A 24,728-nucleotide genomic window follows, 5' to 3' on the forward strand; every position below is an offset into this window, starting at 1 on the left:
AAGCAGAGCGATCGCTCTGCTTTTTTTATTGGTGCATACTGGCTAGTTGTTTGGCCTTACTTTGATACAGTGCTAAACCGAGTTTTTGAATCGCACGGCCTTTTTGCTGTAATTTTTGATTTAAACTTGGGAGATGCTTAGCGCCTGAATACAGGACAAGATTTCTAGCCAATAAATAATAGGCAAACCATGCGGCGGATTGTGGTTTGAGCCCTAATTTATGCATGCGTTTTTTGCCAATAAAAAATTGTGTCAGCTCCAGATGTTGTCGATAAGCCAGTTTTTGCTGAAATGGTCGGAGGTATTTGTATTGTCTTTCAAAAGGTTCTTTAGAGAGACTGGCGCCGAGAGCCATACTGCTTGCATCAGATTGAGGGTGTACAAATTGCATCCAATACAGCAGTTTCCAACCATCTGATTCTTTTTCAATTAACCATTTTTCATCAATACCCATTAACCACCCCACATAACGCCAAAAATGTAAAAAGCTTTCAGTTTCTTGTTTTGATGGAAAAATTCCTAAAGCGCGAATGCCCAAAAGTACCACACTGCTAAAGGCAAGATTGGTCATCGCCAAGTCAAATTGATTCATCGGCGCCCCCCACGTTGCAAAATCCCAGTCTTTACCTTTTTGGAGTTGATGCCGTACCAAAGCATGAATAAAACGCACATAAATCGTCGATGTAAGCCCCCGCATGCAAACGTTCGAGTCCTCTATCTTCAGTGATATCTACCCACCATTTAATGGTTTCAGCCAGACGTGTACCGGCTTGTTTATTTAAAGCACCCGTCAGCATGAGCGGTTGATTGAAACCGGGGAATAGATAACCGACCATGAGTGAAAGGTCTCGCAAAATAAAGCCATTGTTAATCCCTAGACGATGAGTGAATTCAATGGCCTGCTGTATTTTTTCTGGCTCTAGCCACGGCGGTATTTGTTCAACATGCTTAAAAAAATGTTCGAGTTCGGGAATAGAAAAGGGAAGTTGCTCTACACCTTTAAATAAAGCGATTTCAAAATATTCACGATGCTGTTTAGGGTTCTGCATCATCCACGTGAGCACTTTTTCCATCTGGGGATCACAACATTGCAGGGCTTTATTGAGGGCAAGATATTGAGGGTAATTCGGCTGTGCAGCTTGACCTGTCAAATGAGACAGTAGAAAACTCAGCAGATTAGATTGCTGCGTGGCCTGAAATGAAGCCAGTCGGGTATTGAAGTGAGTGGTCATGTTTTGATCTTCAATGTTATTGTTGCATACCACACTAATATGAATATTTATTCGCATTCAATTCGCATTCAATTCGCATAACACTATCGCATTGGAGAGCAATAGAATGAGAAAAAAACCACAACAACAACGCGCGAAAATGATTGTGGAAAGCATTTTGCAAGCTGCGCAGTTGTGTATTGCAGAACAAGATTTACTGGAGCTGACGACGCCCAAAATTGCGGAAAAATCTGGGGTGAGCGTTGGGTCAATTTATCAATATTTTGAAAATAAAGAACAAATCGTAGAAGAGTTATTGCTCAGAAAATCAGAACAATTGGGGTTAGCACTAAAAAATATAGTCGTGGAGCAAGAGCAGCACAGTATTTATGAGGTGATCCCACTTTGTATTCAGTTTGGCTTTGATATGTTGAAAGCTGATCGTGGCTTCTTCATTGAGATCTTAAAACATTGGCATCAATACAGTCATTCAGATGCCTCTCAGGTTTTGGAAAAGCATTTTTTTGAAGTTGGGATGTATTTATTTAATCGCTATTATTCACATTGGAACTTTGAAACTTTGAAACACCGCTCTTTTGTAATCATTAATAGTACCTTATTTACCATGATGCGCTATGTGAGCAATAATAGTTTTTTAATTACAGAACAGCAGCTTAAAGTAGAATTATCGAAGATGATTTTGGCGTATTTAGATAGTGAATGACACTTAAAAAATTAAATTTGTCGATTAAAGATGGTATTTAATTCTGATCCAAGATATGTGAAGATAGGTTAATAATAAATCAATAACTTAAGATAATAAATCAGGAACATCATGATGGTTTCTTTGAGCTTGCAGCAATTGTCCAAATCTTTTGCGGGAAAATGTATATTTTCAAATTTAAATTTAGAGTTAAGCGAATTCGGAATTGTCGCTGTTGTTGCTGAGAATGGAGTAGGGAAGTCCACCTTACTTGCGATGATTGCTGGGATGTTGGATTTTGATGCAGGCAATATTTTGATTAATGATCAGCAATATGCCCCTCATAACAATGAATACAAGAAACTTGTGGCCTATGTGCCAGATAAAAGCCCTATTTATGACTTTTTAAAAGGGCAGGAGTTTTTGAATTTAATGTGTGATATTCGAGGGATAGCGCATGAGCAGTATCAAATCTTCATTGAAAAATTTAAATTAGAAAACTATTTAGCCACGCCGTTTGCTGAAATGTCTTTTGGTACTACCAAAAAGTTTTTATTGGTCGCAGCCTTAATGACCACGGCACCATTACTGATTTTGGATGAACCGAGCAATGGCTTAGATCAAAATGCCTTGGCTGAATTAACAAGCATACTTTTACAGCAGAGCCAATCGAAATTGATTCTATTGTCTTGTCATGATCATGTATTTAGAGACAGTCTTGCAGCAAAAATCATTGAGCTAGATCGGCTAAAGTCCAATGAGCAGGCGGCATGAATAAACAAAGACCTGTTGGGCAGCGAACAATTATAAAAACGCTTTTGAAATACCGATGGACATTTTATGTCAAAACCACAGCAGACGCTGTTGCACGGCAAAAGCATTTACTTATTTTAGTCACATTAATTCTCGGGCCAATGATATTCGGACTGCTCTTATCATTAGTACAGCCCATTATTGATTTGGTTTATTGCAAATCATTAATCACGAATTTGTTTCTTTGGACTGGCTTTCTTGCCTTAAATGTATTTTGGTGTGCGATACAACGTAAAGCTTTGAGCGGTGGGGAAGGGTATCGCTATCTAGCGCTATTGCCCATCACGCTTAAAAGTCGTTTTGCAGTGGAAATCAAATTTTTAGGGAGTTTAAGCTTTTTGATGTTATTGCCATTTGTTTTGGCGCTTCTATATGTTTGGGTTGAGTATGAACTCTTGGCTTCCCTTGGCATCAGTGTATTGATGCTACTTTGGATCTTTAATTTATTAATTATACAAATGCTGTTTTTACAACAGAATCAATATTGGGTTTTAGTGTGTCTTTTGACATATTCGCCCATTTTGAGCCTTGCGATATTGGACGCTCAACTCGTTGCGGTGTTGTTATCTACATTCATCTGTATAGCGGCAATAAAATTCTGGCTGCTCGGTAGGAAATCAAAACCAATAAAGCTGCAAGTACCTAACGTATTTGTGATACAGAAATATAGCCCACTCTGGCTCAATCAGAATAAATTAATTATTCGTCAGGCATTTCATAAAAGATTTCTAACCCACCGTATTGTCAGTATCGGTATTTCGGTTACAGCGGTCGTGATTTTGTATTGGTTCGCCACACAGGCGGATACTTGGAACATCATGAGCCTTGATTTCACCGCTTCACAATTATTCCAATTGATGTGTGCTGTCTATATTGCACTGAGTTTATTCAATCTAGGCGTGATCAAAATGGACCTAAAATCAAATTTTGAATCTGCAGAGCGATTCTGGATCATTCAAGGGTTCACACTTTGGCAGCTCAGGAAATACGAATACTGTGTTTTATTGATAATTGGCTTGTTGATGAGTGTTCCAGTTTTGGTCTGGCTACTGCTGAAAGGTGGATTCGTTGATGTGCTATTGATGGCGACATTATTTGGTATCGCCATTCCATTTATTCAGTGGTTGTATAGAAAACCTGAAGAAGTGCACGGTGTTATGCCAGTTTTAATGTTTATCTTATGGGTGCCTCTGGCATATTGCATGCTTTCTGTACGCTAAAAACACTTTTTTAAGTAAAAAACGCTGATTTAGTAGAATAAATAAACAAACGTAATGAAAAATTAAAAATAAATGGAAAAGGGTGTTGCAACGGTCCTGAAATGCTGTAGAATGCACATCCATCGGCGGTGATGAAGATTAAAACTTCTGATAAAACAGTAACTTAGCATGAAATGCTTGAGTTAGGTTTTAGAAAGGAAGTTTAAAAATAATTTTCATTACTGGTTGACTTTCTAGAGATAGAGAGTAATATAGCCGACCTAGCTTGCTACTGACGAAGTAGCAAGAAGATCATTAAGAGATTATGAAGAACAACTTGTGTGGATTTTTACTGATTGATTGATCGAAATTATTTTCATTGATTGATGGTAGAAATTACTCGAAGTTTATTTGAGCAAATTTTTGTCAGTAATTGATGAGCCAAGATTGGTACACTATATGTACTATTGATTTTAAACTGAAGAGTTTGATCATGGCTCAGATTGAACGCTGGCGGCAGGCTTAACACATGCAAGTCGAGCGGGAATAGGTAGCTTGCTACCGATTTCTAGCGGCGGACGGGTGAGTAATGCTTAGGAATCTGCCTATTAGTGGGGGACAACATTTCGAAAGGGATGCTAATACCGCATACGTCCTACGGGAGAAAGCAGGGGATCTTCGGACCTTGCGCTAATAGATGAGCCTAAGTCGGATTAGCTAGTTGGTGGGGTAAAGGCCTACCAAGGCGACGATCTGTAGCGGGTCTGAGAGGATGATCCGCCACACTGGGACTGAGACACGGCCCAGACTCCTACGGGAGGCAGCAGTGGGGAATATTGGACAATGGGGGGAACCCTGATCCAGCCATGCCGCGTGTGTGAAGAAGGCCTTTTGGTTGTAAAGCACTTTAAGCGAGGAGGAGGCTACCTTAGTTAATACCTAAGGATAGTGGACGTTACTCGCAGAATAAGCACCGGCTAACTCTGTGCCAGCAGCCGCGGTAATACAGAGGGTGCGAGCGTTAATCGGATTTACTGGGCGTAAAGCGTGCGTAGGCGGCTTTTTAAGTCGGATGTGAAATCCCCGAGCTTAACTTGGGAATTGCATTCGATACTGGGAAGCTAGAGTATGGGAGAGGATGGTAGAATTCCAGGTGTAGCGGTGAAATGCGTAGAGATCTGGAGGAATACCGATGGCGAAGGCAGCCATCTGGCCTAATACTGACGCTGAGGCACGAAAGCATGGGGAGCAAACAGGATTAGATACCCTGGTAGTCCATGCCGTAAACGATGTCTACTAGCCGTTGGGGCCTTTGAGGCTTTAGTGGCGCAGCTAACGCGATAAGTAGACCGCCTGGGGAGTACGGTCGCAAGACTAAAACTCAAATGAATTGACGGGGGCCCGCACAAGCGGTGGAGCATGTGGTTTAATTCGATGCAACGCGAAGAACCTTACCTGGTCTTGACATAGTAAGAACTTTCCAGAGATGGATTGGTGCCTTCGGGAACTTACATACAGGTGCTGCATGGCTGTCGTCAGCTCGTGTCGTGAGATGTTGGGTTAAGTCCCGCAACGAGCGCAACCCTTTTCCTTATTTGCCATCGGGTTAAGCCGGGAACTTTAAGGATACTGCCAGTGACAAACTGGAGGAAGGCGGGGACGACGTCAAGTCATCATGGCCCTTACGACCAGGGCTACACACGTGCTACAATGGTCGGTACAAAGGGTTGCTACTCCGCGAGGAGATGCTAATCTCAAAAAGCCGATCGTAGTCCGGATTGGAGTCTGCAACTCGACTCCATGAAGTCGGAATCGCTAGTAATCGCGGATCAGAATGCCGCGGTGAATACGTTCCCGGGCCTTGTACACACCGCCCGTCACACCATGGGAGTTTGTTGCACCAGAAGTAGGTAGTCTAACCGTAAGGAGGACGCTTACCACGGTGTGGCCGATGACTGGGGTGAAGTCGTAACAAGGTAGCCGTAGGGGAACCTGCGGCTGGATCACCTCCTTAACGAAAGATTGACGATTGGTAAGAATCCACAACAAGTTGTTCTTCATGACGATGTATCTGAGGGTCTGTAGCTCAGTTGGTTAGAGCACACGCTTGATAAGCGTGGGGTCACAAGTTCAAGTCTTGTCAGACCCACCACTACTGACGAAGTACGGAAAATCAGAAACATTGACTTATTGATAAGCTGGGGACTTAGCTTAGTTGGTAGAGCGCCTGCTTTGCACGCAGGAGGTCAGGAGTTCGACTCTCCTAGTCTCCACCATACATCGCAAAGCGATGTATAAAAGACAAGTTAATAAATGAACAGTCAGTTGGCTGTTAGTTTAGTCTTTAAGCGATCAAGTGCTTAGGTTATAGAGCTTAGCAACAAAGTGGCGTATGATTCGCTTCATTGTTATTAAGCTCTGTGATTTATCACAGTTTCCTGACCTGACGAAGGCTGGAAAAATCATTAACAGAATATATTTGAGTTGAAATAATTTGTTCATACTCGTTTGATTTAACCTAACAAGCAATTGTGAAAGTTGAATGAAATGAGTTACTAGCGAAATTAACTGAATCAAGCGTTTTGGTATATGAATCTAATTGAAGCTGTACAGTGATTAAGTTCACGAAGCTCTAAACTGTAATGTTGGTTGATCTACTTGTAGGATCAAACGACTGTTTGGGGTTGTATAGTCAAGTAATTAAGTGCATGTGGTGGATGCCTTGGCAGTCAGAGGCGATGAAAGACGTAATAGCCTGCGATAAGCTCCGGGGAGGCGGCAAATATCCTGTGATCCGGAGATTTCTGAATGGGGAAACCCACCCGCTATAAGGCGGGTATCATAAACTGAATACATAGGTTTATGAGGCGAACGAGGGGAAGTGAAACATCTCAGTACCCTTAGGAAAAGAAATCAATTGAGATTCCCTCAGTAGCGGCGAGCGAACGGGGAAAAGCCCATTAAGTTATCTAAGCTTTAGTGGAACGCTCTGGGAAGTGCGACCATAGTAGGTGATAGTCCTGTACGCGAAAGGGCTTAGATAATGATGTCGAGTAGGGCGAGGCACGTGAAACCTTGTCTGAATATGGGGGGACCATCCTCCAAGGCTAAATACTCCTGACTGACCGATAGTGAACCAGTACCGTGAGGGAAAGGCGAAAAGAACCCCTGTGAGGGGAGTGAAATAGATCCTGAAACCGCATGCATACAAGCAGTGGGAGCCAACTTGTTTGGTGACTGCGTACCTTTTGTATAATGGGTCAGCGACTTACATTCAGTAGCAAGGTTAACCGATTAGGGGAGCCGTAGAGAAATCGAGTCTTAATAGGGCGTTTAGTTGCTGGGTGTAGACCCGAAACCGGGTGATCTATCCATGAGCAGGTTGAAGGTTGGGTAACACTAACTGGAGGACCGAACCCACTGTCGTTGAAAAGCCAGGGGATGACTTGTGGATAGGGGTGAAAGGCTAATCAAACTCGGTGATAGCTGGTTCTCCCCGAAAGCTATTTAGGTAGCGCCTCGGACGAATACCATTGGGGGTAGAGCACTGTTTCGGCTAGGGGGTCATCCCGACTTACCAAACCGATGCAAACTCCGAATACCAATGAGTACTATCCGGGAGACAGACTGCGGGTGCTAACGTCCGTAGTCAAGAGGAAAACAATCCAGACCGCCAGCTAAGGCCCCAAAATTATAGTTAAGTGGGAAACGATGTGGGAAGGCATAGACAGCTAGGAGGTTGGCTTAGAAGCAGCCACCCTTTAAAGAAAGCGTAATAGCTCACTAGTCGAGTCGGCCTGCGCGGAAGATGTAACGGGGCTAAAACTATATGCCGAAGCTGCGGATTTACACATTAGTGTAAGTGGTAGGGGAGCGTTCTGTAAGCCGATGAAGGTGGATTGAGAAGTCTGCTGGAGGTATCAGAAGTGCGAATGCTGACGTGAGTAACGACAAAACGGGTGAAAAACCCGTTCGCTGAAAGACCAAGGGTTCCAGTCCAACGTTAATCGGGGCTGGGTGAGTCGACCCCTAAGGCGAGGCCGAGAGGCGTAGTCGATGGGAAATTGGTTAATATTCCAATACTTCAGTGTAATGCGATGAGAGGACGGAGAAGGTTAAGTCAGCCTGGCGTTGGTTGTCCAGGTGAAAGGAAGTAGGCATGTATCTTAGGCAAATCCGGGGTACTCTATGCTGAGATCTGACAGCAAGCTGTACTTGTACAGTGAAGTGGCTGATACCATACTTCCAGGAAAAGTCTCTAAGCTTCAGTTACACTGGAATCGTACCCGAAACCGACACAGGTGGTCAGGTCGAGTAGACCAAAGCGCTTGAGAGAACTCTGCTGAAGGAACTAGGCAAAATGGTACCGTAACTTCGGGAGAAGGTACGCTGCTTTTGGTGATGGAACTTGCTTCCTGAGCTGAGAGCAGCCACAGAAACCAGGCCCCTGCAACTGTTTATTAAAAACATAGCACTCTGCAAACACGAAAGTGGACGTATAGGGTGTGATGCCTGCCCGGTGCTGGAAGGTTAATTGATGGGGTTAGCGTAAGCGAAGCTCTTGATCGAAGCCCCAGTAAACGGCGGCCGTAACTATAACGGTCCTAAGGTAGCGAAATTCCTTGTCGGGTAAGTTCCGACCTGCACGAATGGCATAATGATGGGGGCGCTGTCTCCAGCAGAGGCTCAGTGAAATCGAATTCGCCGTGAAGATGCGGTGTACCCGCGGCTAGACGGAAAGACCCCGTGAACCTTTACTGCAGCTTGACATTGAACTTTGATCTTACTTGTGTAGGATAGGTGGGAGGCTTTGAAACCGAGACGCTAGTTTCGGTGGAGCCAATCTTGAAATACCACCCTGGTAATATTGAGGTTCTAACTCTGTCCCGTTATCCGGGACGAGGACCATGTCTGGTGGGTAGTTTGACTGGGGCGGTCTCCTCCTAAAGAGTAACGGAGGAGTACGAAGGTGCGCTCAGCGTGGTCGGAAATCACGCGTAGAGTATAAAGGCAAAAGCGCGCTTAACTGCGAGACCCACAAGTCGAGCAGGTACGAAAGTAGGTCTTAGTGATCCGGTGGTTCTGTATGGAAGGGCCATCGCTCAACGGATAAAAGGTACTCTGGGGATAACAGGCTGATACCGCCCAAGAGTTCATATCGACGGCGGTGTTTGGCACCTCGATGTCGGCTCATCTCATCCTGGGGCTGAAGCAGGTCCCAAGGGTATGGCTGTTCGCCATTTAAAGAGGTACGCGAGCTGGGTTTAGAACGTCGTGAGACAGTTCGGTCCCTATCTACCGTGGGCGCTGGAAATTTGAGAGGATCTGCTCCTAGTACGAGAGGACCAGAGTGGACGAACCTCTGGTGTACCGGTTGTGACGCCAGTCGCATCGCCGGGTAGCTATGTTCGGAAGGGATAACCGCTGAAAGCATCTAAGCGGGAAGCCTACCTCAAGATAAGATTTCCCTTGGACTTTATGTCCACTAAAGAGCCGTTGAAGACTACGACGTTGATAGGTTGGATGTGGAAGTGCGGTGACGCATGAAGCTGACCAATACTAATTGCTCGTGAGGCTTGACTATACAACACCCAAGCAGTTGTATATATAGCATCAATTGATTCACTTATAATCAAAGCAACTTGATTTAGTTGAAAAGCTAGATAAAATGAACACCTTAAATTAACTCAAGTACTTCTGTTAATAACTCATTTGGTAGAAAACTTAGCACGAAGAGCACTGCTCTGAGATTAGACTAAGCAAGTATCCATAACAGTTGTGCTGGCGACAATAGCAAGAGTGAACCACCTGATCCCTTCCCGAACTCAGAAGTGAAACCTCTTAGCGCTGATGGTAGTGTGGGGTTACCCATGTGAGAGTAAGTCATCGCCAGCTCATTATTCGAAACACCCCCTGATATCTCAGGGGGTGTTTTTTTATGCGTGAGGAAAAGAAAAAGAAGTAATGAGAAAAAAAGAAAGAATTCATCATTCATTTCATGTGATTTATAAATTAAAGACTGAAAGGCGTATACTATCCGTGTCATTGATGGAAAGCTCATGTCTAATTTAGCCTCAAATTCTCCTTATATTGAATATGGCACACGGCCATTTCTTGCCATTTTATTTTCTTTATTTTTAGCAGGCTTCGCAATTTTTTCATCGTTGTATTGTGTACAACCGATGATGCCCATCTTTGCGAATTTCTTTCATGTCAGTCCGACACATAGCAGCTTTCCTTTATCTTTTTCTACCATTGCCTTAGCGATTGGGCTGCTATTCACTGGTTTGATTTCAGATCGATTCGGTCGTAAGCCTGTGATGGTCACCGCTTTATTTTTGGCAGCGTCACTTTCAATCATTAGTTCTATATTTCCACTTTGGGAAATATTTTTATTGAATCGCGTGCTGATCGGATTAAGTGTTAGCGGTGTTGCTGCAGTTGCAATGACTTATATAGGTGAAGAAATTGAGCAAAAAGATATAGGCTTTGCAATGGGCCTGTATATATCGGGTACTGCGATTGGAGGAATGGGTGGTCGTCTCATTGCCGGGGTATTGATTGATTATATTAGTTGGCAAAATGCCATGATGATTATCGGCATCATTAACCTATGTATAGCCACAGCATTCTTTTTATTACTTCCAGCATCTCAACATTTTCAAGCTTATCCCATTCGTTTCAACCGATTTTATGAATCTTTCGTTAAAAATTTAGCAGATCCAAAGCTGAGAATTTTATTCCTTCAAGGCTTTATCCTCATGGGATGTTTTGTCTCTATATTTAACTATATGAGCTACCACCTATTAGAAGAACCTTATCAACTTTCTCAAACATGGATTGGACTAATCTCCATAGCATATTTGGCAGGAATATATAGTTCACCTCGGGCTGCAAGTTGGGGGAAACGCTTTGGCCGGGTAAAAGTTTTACCTTCGATGCTGATCATGATGTTGTTCGGGCTGTTGATCATGCTCATTCCGGCATTTTGGTCAGTCATTTTGGGGCTGATTGTATTCACTTTTGCTTTTTTTGCAGCGCATTCCACGGCAAGTAGTTGGGTATCAGTTCAATCCCTGCAATACCGTGCCGTAGGTTCATCTTTATATTTATTTTGCTATTACTTAGGTTCTAGTATTTTGGGTAGTAGTAGTGGTTTGGTTTGGGAAATTTCTGGTTGGATTGGGTTGACGAGCTTTATTGCTGTTATCTTGATGATTGGTTTATTTTTAGCAATACAATTGAATAAATAAAGATAGAAATATGTGAATAAGTTATTATTAAATATTCGTTTTACATCTATTTTTAATATAAATAACGCTATAAAAATGGCTAAGTTTACTATTTTTATGATTATACAACTTTGGTCTAATATGCCTTTTAAAAGGTGCCTCATAATAATGAAATACATCACAATATTATAAATAAATTATTTTTGGTTATCATTTTTAAAAGTTTGAAAAATAATAAATATATGATAAATATGAATTATTTGTTTTTTTGAATATTTTTGCATTTGTTTTTAGATAGAATTATATATATAGATCAATATTGGTATTAAAATTAAGGCGATTATGAAAAATATAACTATTTTAATGATGGCTTTGGTTTTTATCTTAATCTCAGCTTGTACAAGTACCACGAATTTAGGGACAGCAGGCGCAGAGCGAAAACAGTTTTTTATCGTTCCTCAAAAGTTATTAACTAAACAGGCGGATAGATCGTATCAACAATTTATTCATCAGGCGAAAGACAAGAAACTTTTGATCATCGATCCGAAATTGGATCAAGTTTTAAATAAACTCAAGCAAAATGCGGAGTTTTACCGCCATGGTTCGAGTCAATGGGATTGGCAAGTCAGTGGGAATCTCAATAAAGATTTAAATGCACATGGTTTTCCAAGTGGGAAAATTGTCATTAATACGGGTTTGTACTGGAGTTTAAAGCTGACTGAAGATGAATTGGCATTTGTGATGGCGCATGAAATGGCACATGCATTACGTGATCATCATCGTGAGAAGATTTCCTTGTTGTTTGCAAGTCAGGTGGCGATGATTTCTTCAACTGCGGGTATCGGCGCGCTTGCTACTGCGGCCAGTAGTGTGACAGGGCAAGCTGTTTTTCTGCCTAAAGTTTCAAAATTTGAACTGGAAGCTGATGTCCTTGCACTTGATCTGATGTCGAAAGCGGGCTTTGATCCAAATGCAGCATTGAGTTTTTGGCAGAAATATCAGCAGGAAACGACACGCCGTCAAATGCTTGATGTAAAACCATTAATGACTCAAGACAGTATAGATAAGCGTAAGATTTATATTGAAAAATATTTACCTGAAATGCACATTCAATTTCAACAGGCGCAGGCTTTAATGTTGAATAAAAATGCGATAACTCATGGCACATTCTAGGTTGATTTAAACTAAAGCAAAGTTACAAATGATTTATTTAAATCTTGTTTTATAGTCGTGCTACAGCACGATTACATCTGATGTCTATATAAAACAATTCAATGATTCTGTAGCTGTTGTATAAATTATAATCAAGCATGATGAATGGAATTCATGGTAAAATGATCGGCTTTCATCTTCTTTGATCTTTTTTCAGATCATTCCATCTGCCAGCCGAGAATTGCTAGCCATGTCTACTGCTTATACTATGCAGACTGCGCCAAAAGCGTTGTTTGATTACGACAAATATTGGGCGTCTTGTTTTGACCCTGCGCCATTTTTGCCGATGTCACGCGAAGAAATGGATCAACTCGGTTGGGACAGCTGCGACTTTATTTTGGTTTGCGGTGATGCGTATATCGATCATCCGTCATTCTGTTCAGGCATCATCGGTCGAACCCTTGAAGCGCAGGGTTTCCGTGTCGGGATTATTGCTCAGCCAGACTGGACCAATGTAGAAGCGTTCCGTGTATTGGGTAAACCGAATATTGCTTGGGGCGTAACAGCCGGCAACATGGATTCGATGATCAACCGTTATACAGCTGACCGTAAAATCCGTTCAGATGATGCGTATTCTCCGGATAATCAGCCGAATAAACGTCCAGACCGCGCAGCAACAGTCTATTGCCAGCGTGTGCGTGAAGCTTATCCAGATGTGCCTGTATTATTGGGCGGTATTGAAGCCTCGCTGCGCCGTATTGCACATTATGATTATTGGTCAGACAAAGTCCGCCGTTCAGTATTGATGGACTCGAAAGCCGATCTATTGATGTATGGTAATGGTGAACGTTCAATCACGGAAATCATGCATCGTTTGGCCCGCGGTGAAAAAATCCAAGAGATTACGGATGTCCGCGGTACAGCATTTATTGTGAATAAAAATAACAGGGCTTCAAAAGCGAAGTTTGTTGAAATCGCATCGAATGATGTCGATGCGATTGGCCGTGTCGATCCGATCATTAATCCTTATGTGATGACCGAAGACCTTGAAGGCTGTGAAATCGAAAAAGGCAAAGACAGCGTTACGCAATATCAAGGCTTCCAAAAAGAAGCGGTAGCAAATCCGATTGTTCGTGAAGGTGATAACTTAGACGCCGATACGCAAATCGTGCAGCTGCAGCCTGCATCAAAAGCTATTAAGCATAAATTGCCGCCGCGTGAATTGGCGGTGATTCGTTTGCCTGCCTATGAAGATGTGGCGAATGATCCTGTGCTGTATGCACATGCCAACCGTATTTTGCATTTGGAAACCAATCCGGGCAATGCGCGCGCGATGGTGCAAAAGCATGGTGAACGTGATGTTTGGCTGAATGCACCGCCGATTCCATTGACTACAGAAGAAATGGATTATGTGTTTGACTTGCCATATGCACGTCTGCCACATCCTGCGTATGGTGAAGCGCGTTTTCCTGCCTTTGACATGATTAAGTTCTCTGTAAACATTATGCGTGGTTGTTTTGGCGGCTGTACCTTCTGCTCAATTACAGAGCATGAAGGGCGTATCATTCAAAACCGTTCTGAAGAATCGATTTTACGTGAAGTTGAAAAAATTCGTGATACTGCACCAGGCTTTACTGGGATCATTTCTGACTTAGGCGGCCCAACGGCCAATATGTACCGCTTGGCATGTAAAGATCCTGAGATTGAAAAGAACTGCCGTAAGCCGTCGTGTGTATTCCCAGGTGTATGTCAAAACTTGCACACCGATCATGCGCCTTTAACCCAGTTATACCGTAAAGCGCGTTCATTGCCGGGGATTAAAAAGATTCTAATTGGTTCTGGTTTACGCTATGACCTTGCGGTGTTAAACCCAGAATATGTCAAAGAATTGGTGACACATCACGTCGGCGGTTACTTGAAGATTGCGCCTGAACATACCGAAAAAGGTCCATTATCGAAGATGATGAAACCGGGGATCGGGACCTATGACCGTTTCAAACAAATGTTTGATCGTTTTAGTAAGGAAGCAGGGAAAGAGCAGTATCTCATTCCTTACTTTATTGCAGCGCATCCGGGTACGACGGACTATGACATGATGAACTTGGCGATTTGGCTGAAGAAGAATGGTTTCCGTGCCGATCAGGTGCAAACCTTCTATCCATCACCAATGGCGACTGCAACGACCATGTATTACACCGGTAAAAACCCGCTGGCTAAAGTGGCGCGTTATACCGAAAATGTCGATATCGTGAAAGGTGAAAAACGCCGTCGTTTGCATAAAGCCTTCTTGCGTTATCATGATCCAAACAACTGGCCATTGCTGCGTGAAGCGCTCAAAGAAATGGGACGTCAGGATCTGATTGGTAACTCAAAACAGCATTTGATTCCGACGTATCAACCGGCTGGCAGTGCTGAGGGTCAATACCAATCTGCACGTAAAAAGAACTCAAGCATTGCGGGTGATTCACAAAAACGTACAGGTGAACAAGGTAATCGGACGAAGGCTGCTCAATCGCGTCCTTCAAATACCAAGAAGCGTCCTGAGCGCGGTCAAATCTTGACGCAGCATACTGGTCTGCCGCCGCGTGAAACGGGTGATGCGAAAAAACCTTTTGGCGGTCCGAAACCCAAAGGAAAATCGAAGTCTAAATCACGCGCTTAAAATGGATAGATAAAAAAAGACACTTCGGTGTCTTTTTTTATGGGTGTTATGCTCGGCAGCATCAGACAATTTGCATTTTTATATGCTGTTACAAGCTCAATGCCATATGTGTGTCGGTTATCTCAATGAAATACGAGCAAAATTTGACAGCTTATCGGAATAGTCTGACAGTGAGAGGAAATGCACTTGCTGTCGTTTTAGCGAATGATCTAAAGTATCTGTATATAGCAATGGATGCTATTACTCTGAACGAAGTGGCATGTGATGTTTGACGCTTTAAGTTTGCAACTTTTTGTCAGTTTAAATACGTATTGTGTGAAAGTTAGAGTTATTTTTTTTAATAGGACATTAAAAAAATAATACTGGTTGTATACTTCGTCTTCAAAAGAAGTATGTCAAAAACCAAAAATATAAGAAATATAAAGGATTATGAGATGACTATATACATAGTAATAGGGAGTATTTTACTCTTCTGTGTGCTCATAATGGCTTGGAAAAGTTTAGAAGGTGATTCTAAGCAACAAGATAGCGCATTGAAACAACGTGCTATTTTCAACATTAATGAGCAATTAACCTACACGCGTTTAAAAGAAATTTTGCCTAAGCATACGATCCTTGCGCACGTGTCTTTTGATGCACTGTTGACCACGAAATACTATCGTACGCGGAATAAGTATCGAAATATGGTGGCGGACTTTGTCGTCCTAGATGAACAGCATCAGATCTTGGCGATCGTCGCTTTAGATGATCCAATGGTACTCAAACGGATGCAGCAGTCGCAATATCAAGATGCTTTGCTCGCTTTGGCAGGCTATCGTGTCATTCGTTATGATGATGTGCCTGAGTACGTTCAATTACGCGAAGATTTCTTAAATGAGCAGCGTGTACAAGCGCCATTTGTGCCGATTAATGATCTGAAAAAATATCATTTATATTCAGATTTGGAACGTAAAAAGATCAAAATTATTGGATCTTAGGGATTCAAAGAGCAAAATTTTTTGCAAAAAAAAGCATGGCTTTAGACATGCTTTTTTTATTGTTATTCAGGCTTAATGATTATTCAGGCTTAACGGCTACGACAGTTAATTCTACCCGCACACGCGGGTCGTATAATTTGGCTTCAACACAAGTTCTGGGTAATGCTTCAATATCTGACACCCACGCATCCCATACCTCATTGAATGCGGCATAATCCTGTTCAATATCTTTAAGATAAATGGTCACTGACATAATCTGGCTTTTATCTGTACCGGCATCTGCAAGGAACTGATCAATAAGCTCAAATGTTTGCTGTGTTTGTCCTTTGATGTCTAAATCAAGGTCTGTTGCCAATTGACCTGCCAAATGGATCAATTGACCTGAAATAGCGATTTCGGAGAAGCGTTTTGAAACATGCAGGCGTTGGATGGTCATGCGGAATATCCTGAAAGCAAAAAGGTCACTTAATCTTGAGTTTTAGGCATTGTAGCTGCAACCAAGGCCGTCAATAAACAGCCAACAGCAAGGTAGATTGCCACATAATGCCATGAACCATCACCCCAAATCACCAAAGCTGCTGCAATCATTGGAGTAAAGCCACCACCGATAATACTAGCCACTTGATAGCCGACACCTGCGCCACTGTAGCGATAGGCGGTACCAAACAAGGAGGTAAAAATCGGCTGGTGTACACTCACCACCATATCATGGGCAATATTGGCAAGGAAAATTGCACCGACAATAATTAGCCAAGTATTTTGTGCATCAAGGGCCATGAAGAAGGGAAAAGCTGAAAGCGCACCAATCAATCCACCCAGCACGCACATTTTACGATGATCAAATCGATCTGCTAGCCACGCAAGCAAAGAGGGGAATGCTGAAGCAGCTAATTGCACCAACCATTAAGGTGATATTGAGGAAGAACTGTTTGTCCATGCCCAATTGAGCGGTGAGATAATTCAGTGCAAAGTTCGTCACCAAATACATGGTGAGTAACTCGGTCAGGCGCAGCGCAATAATGTAGAAAAAGGCTTTTGGGTGTTGGCTAATCGCTTGCAGAATCGGTAATTTTTGTGGCGTTTGTTGAGCTTTGACCACATGGTCGACAAATTCTTGAGATTCGTCTTGATCACGTCGAATCCACATCGCGATAGCCAGCAAGATAATACTGGCAATAAAGGGAATTCGCCATGCCCAATCAGCAAAAGCATCTTCACCCAAAGTGGCAATAATCAAAGACACAGCGCCTGTTGCCAGAACGAGTCCGACGCCATAGCCAATTTGTACACCACTACTGTAAAAGGCTTTTTTGCCTTTCGGGGCATTTTCTACAGCCATCAGGGCAGCGCCGCCCCATTCACCACCGACAGCAAAACCCTGTATTGCCCGAAGTGTTACGAGTAGGATCGGGGCCCACCAACCGATGGCCGCAAAATTGGGTAATAAACCGATACCGACAGTCGAAATGCCCATCAGGATGACGGTGAGCACCAACATTTTTTTCCGACCCAGTTTGTCACCAAAGTGTCCAAATACAATGCCGCCTAAGGGGCGGAACAGGAAGCCGACGCCAAAGGTCGCCAAGGCTGCCAAGGTTCCCATATTGTTGCCAATACTGGGGAAAAACTGATCTTTGAAAATGAGTGCGGCAACAATGCCATAAAGTAAAAAATCGTACCAATCGACTACGGCACCAATGAAGCTACTTAATGCGGCTTTACGCGCACGTTGTTCTTGATTTTGTGAAATATTTTGAGGATTTGGAGCAGATTTTGCAGAAGGCATACAGCGGGGTATTCCATGATTGACAACAGAGTTGCCCTGTAATATTCGGATTTGATCGTCACGCCAATCACAGGACAGCATGCTGAAAGTAAAGGTGATTTTCAGCATCTCAGCGCATACACGGATAATGTAGTGCGCTGATAGAGTACTCTAATTTTAGGCTTTGTGAATAGCAAATTGCTTTAATTTTGTTCTTCTGCCTAAATCTTAAGCAAATACGATCTTCTTGATGTTTTTAGAGCAGCGAAAGTTGTGCTTCTTGGTTTTGCGCACTTAATTGATAGACCCCTACGCCAATCAGACGAAATTGATCGTCCTCAGAAATATGCATTTCATGCAGTAATTGCTGCAATACCTGCGCAAGGTCTTCACGATGATTCAGTGACGTTTTAAAACTTTTACTGTGCTGTAGCACTTGGAAATTCTTCAGTTTTAATTTAGCCGATACACCGCGCGCGCTTAACTGCTTTTTTTCTAAACTAGACCAAACTTGGTCAATCAGTTTGGGCCAATAGGGCTGACATTGGCTCAGGGTGAGATCATCATCAAAAGTGGTTTCTTTGGAAATTTGCTGACGTTCACGGCTAGATTGAACCGGTCGTTCATCAATGCCTTGTGCATACAGATAGAGTTGTCGTCCATATTTACCGAAATGATGAATCAGAACGGCTTCTTCAATTTGTTGTAAATCACCCAATGTATTGAGTTGCATGGCTTTTAATTTTTCTTGAGTCACTTTTCCCACACCAGGAATTTTTTTCAGTGCCAAGTTATGGATGAAATGCAGAACTTGTGATGGTTTGATAATACAAATGCCATTGGGTTTGTTCCAATCAGAAGCGACTTTAGCCAAAAATTTATTGGGCGCGACACCTGCAGAGGCAGTTAAACCAGTGCTTTGTAAAATCTCTGCCTGAATTCGCATAGCGACTTCAGTGGCACTCGGAATGTGTTGTAAATTTTCTGTGACATCCAAATAAGCTTCGTCTAAAGATAGTGGTTCAATCAGCGAGGTATAGCGTTGAAAAATGGCATGAATTTGCGCCGAAACGGCACGATATTTTTCAAAATTAGGTTCGATCACCACGACTTGTGGGCAGAGTTTACGGGCCTGTGCCATCGACATCGCAGAACGTAAACCAAATTCACGTGCAGGATAGGACGCGGCACAGATGACCGCACGAGGGTGATGTGAAGACACAACAACAGGAAGCTGTTTGAGTTCGGGGCGTTCCCGCAGCTCTACTGATGCAAAGAATGCATCCATGTCGATATGTATGATTTTCCTCATGCCTAGATAAATCAGTGCCTAAAAATTGAATTTCAGTATCGCACAGTCAATCTAGCGCTTTCCTCAATTTTTTAACTCGAACGACACAGGTTGACTGAGTAAAACCACCTTGGTGTTTTGAGCTGCTGCCGACTGTATCAATAGATTTAGGCTTTGAGGAGTGTCATCGGCAAAGCGAGGTAAAAATTCGAGCTCTGGATTCAGTGGTTTGAAAAAATTATCCCAGTGAATTGGAATCACGGTGCTGGGTTGAAGAGTCGCTAAGGTTTCTTTGAAATATTGCTGTTGAAATGCTGCCGTTTGCTTGGAAAGCTGAGCGATGCCTAAAAATAAAGTATTGACTTTTAGTTTTTGCAACTGTTTGGGCACAGCACCTGTACTGGCTTTGACTAAACTGTAATGTGGCCCATGTTGGATGAGATAGTCATATGATCCACCTTCTTTAAACTGACTAAAATGTGCAGGGAGTTACAGTGGCTGCGAAATTTCTTCCCCCAAATCATCATTAACGGCCGTTGGCGGAGTATGTTGCGAGGGGATGGCAGTAATGGTGAATTTACCGATTTGCATCGGTTGCCAAGCTTGAACTTCGTGTAATTGTGATTCAGCGATTGGCATCGCCCGTGCAATATTTAAGGTACTTTTAGAGCCGACAATCATGGCTTTAGGGAGCTGGTGGGCCAACATTGGAATATCGAGCGCATGATCATAATGTGAATGAGTCACGAAAATAGCACGTGTACGTTTTAAGTCGTATTGGTCGATATAGCTTTTTAATAAAGGCTGATCACTTTGAATCTGAGTGAATATGGTCTGACTAAGCGATGGACGAGTAAAGAAGCCATCGATGAGGATTTGCTCTTGGCCATCGTCAAACAGTAAAGTCGAAACGCCAAAGAATTTGACGTGATAGGGCGCCGCTGAGCGAGTATCTGCAGTGCTTTGTGCGGGAAGTTGATAATGCCACGTTTTAAACGCTGCCAAGGTCCCTGAAGGTTGGATCAAATATGCCAATATCCCGATGGCGAGGATTATAAAGACTGAAAATATAATAAGAAAAGTTTTTAAAATACGCATCCTGCGACTCAGTTTTCATGGATTATTTGCTTCGATGTTGTCCTGAGTCGGTGAATAAATCAACGGGGTTTGATCGGGGAAACGCCATTTTTGTCTAAAAACTCAGTCCAAGCCTTATCATCACCTGAAAATACATTTAAATCGACGGTGGTCGAGATGCCTTGAATTTGTCCTTGATTGGTATGTTGCCAAATCAGCCATTTCGGATTGTTTTTTAGATCGGGTAGGCCTTTATATTCGCGGACCCACAGCGGCGTCTGTTTAAACTCGCCAGCTAAGACAATATTATAAAAAGACTTCGAAGTATAAAAAATCGGTTGTTTGCCATAATGGCGGTGTAAGCGATCATGCATATAGCTGATTTCTTTGAGTAACTGCTCTTTGCTATAGGTGTTAATGCAGTTGGTGTCATATTCTAAATCAATCACGGGAGGAAGGGCATCGGCTTTTTTCGGCACGGAAGCAATAAAATTTTCCGCCTGAATCTTGCCATCACGGCACAGACGGTAAAAATGATAGGCCCCAACTAAAAAGCCGTTTTCCCGTGCTTGTAACCAGTTATCTTGAAATTTTCGATCTTTAAAATCACCACCCTCTGTGGCTTTGAGATAAACAAATTGGTATTTTTTAGGTGAAATTTTTGACCATTGAATATCTTTTTGATGATGGGAAACATCAAAACCTTTGACGGGATATTCTTCTGCAGATGCAGGGCGATGCGGCATCACGGCTAAATAACCTAATCCAGCCACCACCATGACGCCGCTGATAGCGCTGAGTGCAATAATCGGGCTATATTTTTTGAGTGAACTTTTAGAGGTACGTGATTTGGCTTTTTTAGGCATGAAAATGTATCCAAGTATCTATTTTATCATAACCCTTTAAGGGCTGATCTGTCATAGATTTGCCCGATGACACAGGTTTAGACATCCACATGTTTAGGAATTTGCCAAAAAATCGCTGCGGTAATCAGGTTAATACAGCCGAGTAAAATCAAGGTGCTATGGAATGCCGTTTCGATTTGTGCAGGACCATAATAGGCCGTAAACACGTTGACTAAAGTCCCTGCCAAAGCCACACCGATACTCATCGACACCATCATAATCATCGACAAGAAACTGTTGCCACTGCTGGCATCTTGCTGAGGTAAATCTTTGAGGGTTAAGGTATTCATCGAAACGAATTGCAGCGAGTTTAAAATACCAAAAATAAAAAAGTGTAAGGCACGTAACCACGTGGGGGTTTCAGCCGTAGAGAGTGCAAAACTGCAAATACAGGCGCCGACCAAGAAGGTATTTACCAATAACACTTTGCGATAGCCAAAGCGTTGAATAATTTGACGAATAATCGGTTTAGATGCCAATGAGCCGAGTACAGTCGGTATCATCAATAACCCTGTGATAAAGGGCTCAAAGCCAAAAGCCACTTGTAGCATTAAGGGAATCAAAAATGGCATGGCATTGCCGCCAAGGCGGGCAAAGAAGTTGCCGATAATGCCGATGGCATAGATCCGATTTTGAAATAATTTACTGCGAAACAGCGCATTGGCGTGGGTATGTGCATGAAAGGCATAGATCAAACTGGCGATGATGCCTGCAGCGACCAAAAGCAGGCTCCACCATAGCGGCAGATGCGGGCTGGCAAAGTTTTCAATGCCTAACGATAAACCCACCATGGCGACGACCAATAAGAAAAAACCCATAAAGTCGAAGCGTTGTACGCTCGGTTCGGTCACATTGGGCATGGCTTTAAAGGTAATAAGAACCCCTAACAGCCCCATTGGAATGTTTATTAAAAAGATCCAATGCCATGTTGCGACTTCCACCATCCAACCGCCAAGGGTAGGGCCAATTAAGGGGCCCATCAAACCGGCAAGGCTCATCAGACTCATAGCCGATAAAAACTGTGTCCGAGGAATCACTTTGAGCATTGCCAAACGCCCAACAGGTAGCAGTAATGCGCCACCTATGCCTTGAATTACCCGATAAACCAGCAGCTCATTCAGGCTATTGGCCATGCCGCAGCCTAGCGATGCTAACGTAAAAATAATAATGGCTGTGAAATACGTATTTCGTACACCAAAACGATCGGCCAACCAACCACTTAAGGGAATACACGCTGCGACAGACAAGACATAGGCCACGACCACACTATGCATTTGAAGCGGGTCTTCACCTAGACTTCTCGCCATAGCAGGGATTGCGGTATTGACGATGGTCGTATCCAGGCCTTGCATAAAAAAGCCAATAGAGACCAATAGCACAAGAAGTCTAAATTCGGGTTGTAAAGCCTGATGCGTTGGCGTGCTATTCATAAGTCAATAAAGCTGAGATTTTTAAACAGTTTAAATGAATATTGCCATTTGGATGTAGTAAAAGCTTTGCATAATTGAGCCAAAAAATTGCAAGAAAAATGCAATGAAAGTTTCATCTCTATGCAACCTAATGTTTATAAATTGGTCATATTTTAATAAAAGACGAATGAAAACATGAAACTACAAGTTTCGGCACTGATGTGGTTAAACAAGGCGATTTAGGACCCGAAGGTCTGATTTTTATTGCGGCCAAAGATTCACCTAATGCTCAACCTTTGTTGGTGGTTGGAAATGAAGTGAGCGGTAGCACGGCGGTTTATCAGATTAAATTGAAATAATTAAAGTTTAAAGCAATTGTTTTATTTGAGGTTTTTATTTTAGTGTCGAGAAAAGCACGGCACGAAATTGTATGAACGCCAGATAAACTGTCATAATGCGCTCAAGTCCTTCATTTATTGGAGGGCTTTTTCTTTATGGCAAAGGTGTTTTGTTTTTATGACAATCGAAATTCTGATGGTCATAGGCTTCTGTCTCGCGGCCTATTCTATTGTCGGTAATGATGTGCCACAGACATTGGGAACCTTTATTTCATCCAATGCGCATCGCCCTTGGTGGCTGTTGTGGATCTATGTCAGCAGTATTCTAGCCATTGTATTGGTTTATGGTTGGTACAGTTCTGGCGTGGGGGATGCATCTTATGGTCGTTTAGAAACGATTCCATTTCCCGCAGAAGGGGTCACGTGGCTCTATATTGTGCCACCGATCTTACTGATCATTTTGACTCGCTACGGAATCCCGGTCAGCACCACATTCTTAGTGTTAACGATTTTCTCTCCGAGTAGTCTTGGCTCGATGTTAACCAAGTCCATGATGGGTTATGCGGTAGCTTTTGTTGTCGCGATTATTGTTTATCGTTTTGTGATTAAAGGCATCTCGGTTTATTTCAGTAAAACACGTGATGAAACACCCTCGAATATTTGGGTGGGACTACAGTGGGTTTCGACGGCATTTTTATGGAGTCAGTGGCTGATTCAGGATTTGGCCAATATTTTTGTCTACGTCCCTCGTCAGGTGCCGCTGGAGTTCCTGATTTTTGCAATTGTGGTGTTTATCGTACTGCTTGGGATCATTTTGTACCAACGTGGTGGGGCGATTCAGGGCATTATCGACACCAAAACGGGTGTGGCTGATATCCGCTCGGCAACCATTATCGACTTTATGTATGCCTTGATTTTATTGGTGTTCAAAGAGTGGAGTAATATTCCAATGAGTACCACTTGGGTGTTCTTGGGCTTACTTGCAGGACGTGAATTTGCCATGTCCATGCATTTACATGAAGTGAATAAATATCGAACTTCACGAAATGTCAGCAAAGATGCGATGAAATTGATGCTTGGTTTATTGATGAGTATTTTCTTAGCGACAACCTTGCCATGGTTCTATCGTGTGGTGTCGGGTTAAGTCGGCACGATATAGATTTGAAGTAGGACATCGAGTAATAAAAAAGGGGAATACTTTATTCCCCTTTTTGACATCTAAAATACAGTTAGACCACGAAATTTTTCGGGCAATCTAAATTTTTCAGTGCGCTAAAGATCTGCTTCGAAGAATTACATACGATCAGTTTGGCACGATGCTGCGGCGGCAAGAAACCTTCAGCGACCGCATGGTCTAATTGTGCAATTAGTGCATCATAGAAGCCATTGACGTTATAAAGCATCATCGGTTTTTGGTGTTGATTCAACTGTCCCCAAGTGGCGATTTCTAAAATTTCTTCGAATGTACCGAGACCACCGGGCAGAGCAACAAAGGCACTTGCACGTTCTGCCATCATGGCTTTACGCTCATGCATACTGCGTACGACGTGTAATTCAGTCAAATGATTATGTGCAATTTCATAATCCAACATAAACTCAGGAATCACACCCACAGCTTCGCCGCCATGATCGACCACAGCGTCAGCAACTTGACCCATCAGGCCAATACTGGCGCCACCATAGACCAGACCAAAACCATGTTCAGCCAAGCCTTGCGCTAATGCGATGGCTTTTTCTTGATAAATTGGATTGTTACCAGAGCGGGAGCCGCAATACAGTGCGATTAAAGGTTGTGTTGTAGCAGGAGAAGGATTACCACGTTTTTCTGTCATTTTTAATCCGCTATTCATTACGTTTTAATTTTACCTTAGCATGTTATTTTTTATGACACTACATTGGCAGCTAAATATGACAATTTAATGTCATCATTGGGTTTAAATTCTTCCATACAGAGATTGTACTTTGGTAAAAAAGGGTGAATTTTTACCTTAACT

The 24,728-nt window shown here is 42.7% G+C and carries 14 protein-coding genes, 2 tRNA genes, 3 rRNA genes and 3 pseudogenes; 14 read left to right on the top strand and 8 right to left on the bottom strand.

The window, feature by feature from the left end:
• Positions 1-25: 25 nt before the first annotated feature.
• Positions 26-1,232, bottom strand: a pseudogene (locus MST17_RS00940) (oxygenase MpaB family protein).
• A 106-nt stretch (positions 1,233-1,338) separates the two neighbouring features.
• On the opposite strand from MST17_RS00940, the gene MST17_RS00945 reads away from it, so the two are divergent.
• The 12 genes from MST17_RS00945 (at position 1,339) to MST17_RS01000 (ending at position 15,949) form a co-directional block, all read left to right on the top strand.
• Entirely contained in the window at positions 1,339-1,935 is a 597-nt protein-coding gene (locus tag MST17_RS00945; RefSeq protein ID WP_180026131.1) for a TetR/AcrR family transcriptional regulator, read from the top strand.
• A 111-nt stretch (positions 1,936-2,046) separates the two neighbouring features.
• A complete protein-coding gene (locus MST17_RS00950) occupies positions 2,047-2,688 on the top strand; it encodes an ABC transporter ATP-binding protein (protein WP_180026130.1) in 642 nt (213 codons plus the stop codon).
• Positions 2,685-3,947 carry a hypothetical protein gene (locus MST17_RS00955; RefSeq protein ID WP_180026129.1) on the top strand — a complete coding sequence of 421 codons (1,263 nt, stop codon included), beginning with the start codon at positions 2,685-2,687 and terminating at the stop codon, positions 3,945-3,947. The genes MST17_RS00950 and MST17_RS00955 overlap by 4 nt, the downstream gene beginning before the upstream one ends.
• 454 nt (positions 3,948-4,401) lie before the next feature.
• Positions 4,402-5,940, top strand: a 16S ribosomal RNA gene (locus MST17_RS00960).
• 61 nt (positions 5,941-6,001) lie between these two features.
• Positions 6,002-6,078: transfer RNA gene (locus MST17_RS00965), tRNA-Ile, on the top strand.
• Positions 6,079-6,126: 48 nt separating this feature from the next.
• A tRNA-Ala gene (locus MST17_RS00970) sits at positions 6,127-6,202 on the top strand.
• A gap of 414 nt (positions 6,203-6,616) precedes the next feature.
• Positions 6,617-9,510 (top strand): 23S ribosomal RNA (locus MST17_RS00975).
• Between the two features lie 196 nt (positions 9,511-9,706).
• Positions 9,707-9,821, top strand: a 5S ribosomal RNA gene (gene rrf / locus MST17_RS00980).
• The 16S, 23S and 5S rRNA genes sit together here with 2 tRNA genes alongside, the layout of an rRNA operon.
• Positions 9,822-9,985: 164 nt before the next feature.
• Positions 9,986-11,179 (top strand): MFS transporter, encoded by a 1,194-nt coding sequence (locus MST17_RS00985; protein ID WP_180026507.1) that lies wholly within the window; start codon positions 9,986-9,988, stop codon positions 11,177-11,179.
• Between the two features lie 321 nt (positions 11,180-11,500).
• On the top strand, positions 11,501-12,331 hold the full coding sequence (locus tag MST17_RS00990; protein ID WP_180026508.1) for a M48 family metallopeptidase: 831 nt from the start codon (positions 11,501-11,503) through the stop codon (positions 12,329-12,331).
• Between the two features lie 229 nt (positions 12,332-12,560).
• On the top strand, positions 12,561-14,972 hold the full coding sequence (locus MST17_RS00995; RefSeq protein ID WP_180026509.1) for a YgiQ family radical SAM protein: 2,412 nt from the start codon (positions 12,561-12,563) through the stop codon (positions 14,970-14,972).
• A gap of 434 nt (positions 14,973-15,406) precedes the next feature.
• Positions 15,407-15,949: a DUF2726 domain-containing protein gene (locus tag MST17_RS01000; protein ID WP_180026510.1), complete on the top strand. Its 543-nt coding sequence runs from the start codon at positions 15,407-15,409 to the stop codon at positions 15,947-15,949.
• Positions 15,950-16,028: 79 nt separating this feature from the next.
• Here MST17_RS01000 and MST17_RS01005 read toward each other — a convergent pair whose 3' ends face one another.
• The 6 genes and pseudogenes from MST17_RS01005 to mdtD form a co-directional block, all read right to left on the bottom strand.
• On the bottom strand, positions 16,029-16,385 hold the full coding sequence (locus MST17_RS01005; RefSeq protein ID WP_180026511.1) for a RidA family protein: 357 nt from the start codon (positions 16,383-16,385) through the stop codon (positions 16,029-16,031).
• A 29-nt stretch (positions 16,386-16,414) separates the two neighbouring features.
• A pseudogene (gene shiA, locus MST17_RS01010) lies at positions 16,415-17,735 on the bottom strand (shikimate transporter).
• A gap of 235 nt (positions 17,736-17,970) precedes the next feature.
• Positions 17,971-19,026 (bottom strand): DNA polymerase IV, encoded by a 1,056-nt coding sequence (dinB, locus tag MST17_RS01015; protein WP_180026512.1) that lies wholly within the window; start codon positions 19,024-19,026, stop codon positions 17,971-17,973.
• A 63-nt stretch (positions 19,027-19,089) separates the two neighbouring features.
• Positions 19,090-20,103: pseudogene (locus MST17_RS01020) on the bottom strand (MBL fold metallo-hydrolase).
• A gap of 59 nt (positions 20,104-20,162) precedes the next feature.
• Positions 20,163-20,948 (bottom strand): GH25 family lysozyme, encoded by a 786-nt coding sequence (locus MST17_RS01025; protein WP_180026513.1) that lies wholly within the window; start codon positions 20,946-20,948, stop codon positions 20,163-20,165.
• Positions 20,949-21,025: 77 nt separating this feature from the next.
• Positions 21,026-22,417 (bottom strand): multidrug transporter subunit MdtD, encoded by a 1,392-nt coding sequence (mdtD, locus tag MST17_RS01030; RefSeq protein ID WP_111884839.1) that lies wholly within the window; start codon positions 22,415-22,417, stop codon positions 21,026-21,028.
• Between the two features lie 200 nt (positions 22,418-22,617).
• Here mdtD and MST17_RS01035 point away from each other — a divergent pair, with 200 nt between their 5' ends.
• Positions 22,618-22,755: a hypothetical protein gene (locus MST17_RS01035; protein ID WP_180026514.1), complete on the top strand. Its 138-nt coding sequence runs from the start codon at positions 22,618-22,620 to the stop codon at positions 22,753-22,755.
• Between the two features lie 157 nt (positions 22,756-22,912).
• On the top strand, positions 22,913-23,878 hold the full coding sequence (locus MST17_RS01040) for a hypothetical protein (RefSeq protein WP_078189479.1): 966 nt from the start codon (positions 22,913-22,915) through the stop codon (positions 23,876-23,878).
• Between the two features lie 85 nt (positions 23,879-23,963).
• Here the strand turns inward: MST17_RS01040 and MST17_RS01045 are convergent, their stop codons facing one another.
• Positions 23,964-24,584, bottom strand: a complete 621-nt coding sequence (locus tag MST17_RS01045) for a TIGR00730 family Rossman fold protein (RefSeq protein WP_078192607.1) — start codon at positions 24,582-24,584, stop codon at positions 23,964-23,966.
• Positions 24,585-24,728 lie beyond the last annotated feature (144 nt).

It is taken from the genome of Acinetobacter sp. YH16056_T (assembly GCF_024605895.1).
In the GTDB taxonomy this organism is placed as follows: domain Bacteria; phylum Pseudomonadota; class Gammaproteobacteria; order Pseudomonadales; family Moraxellaceae; genus Acinetobacter; species Acinetobacter amyesii.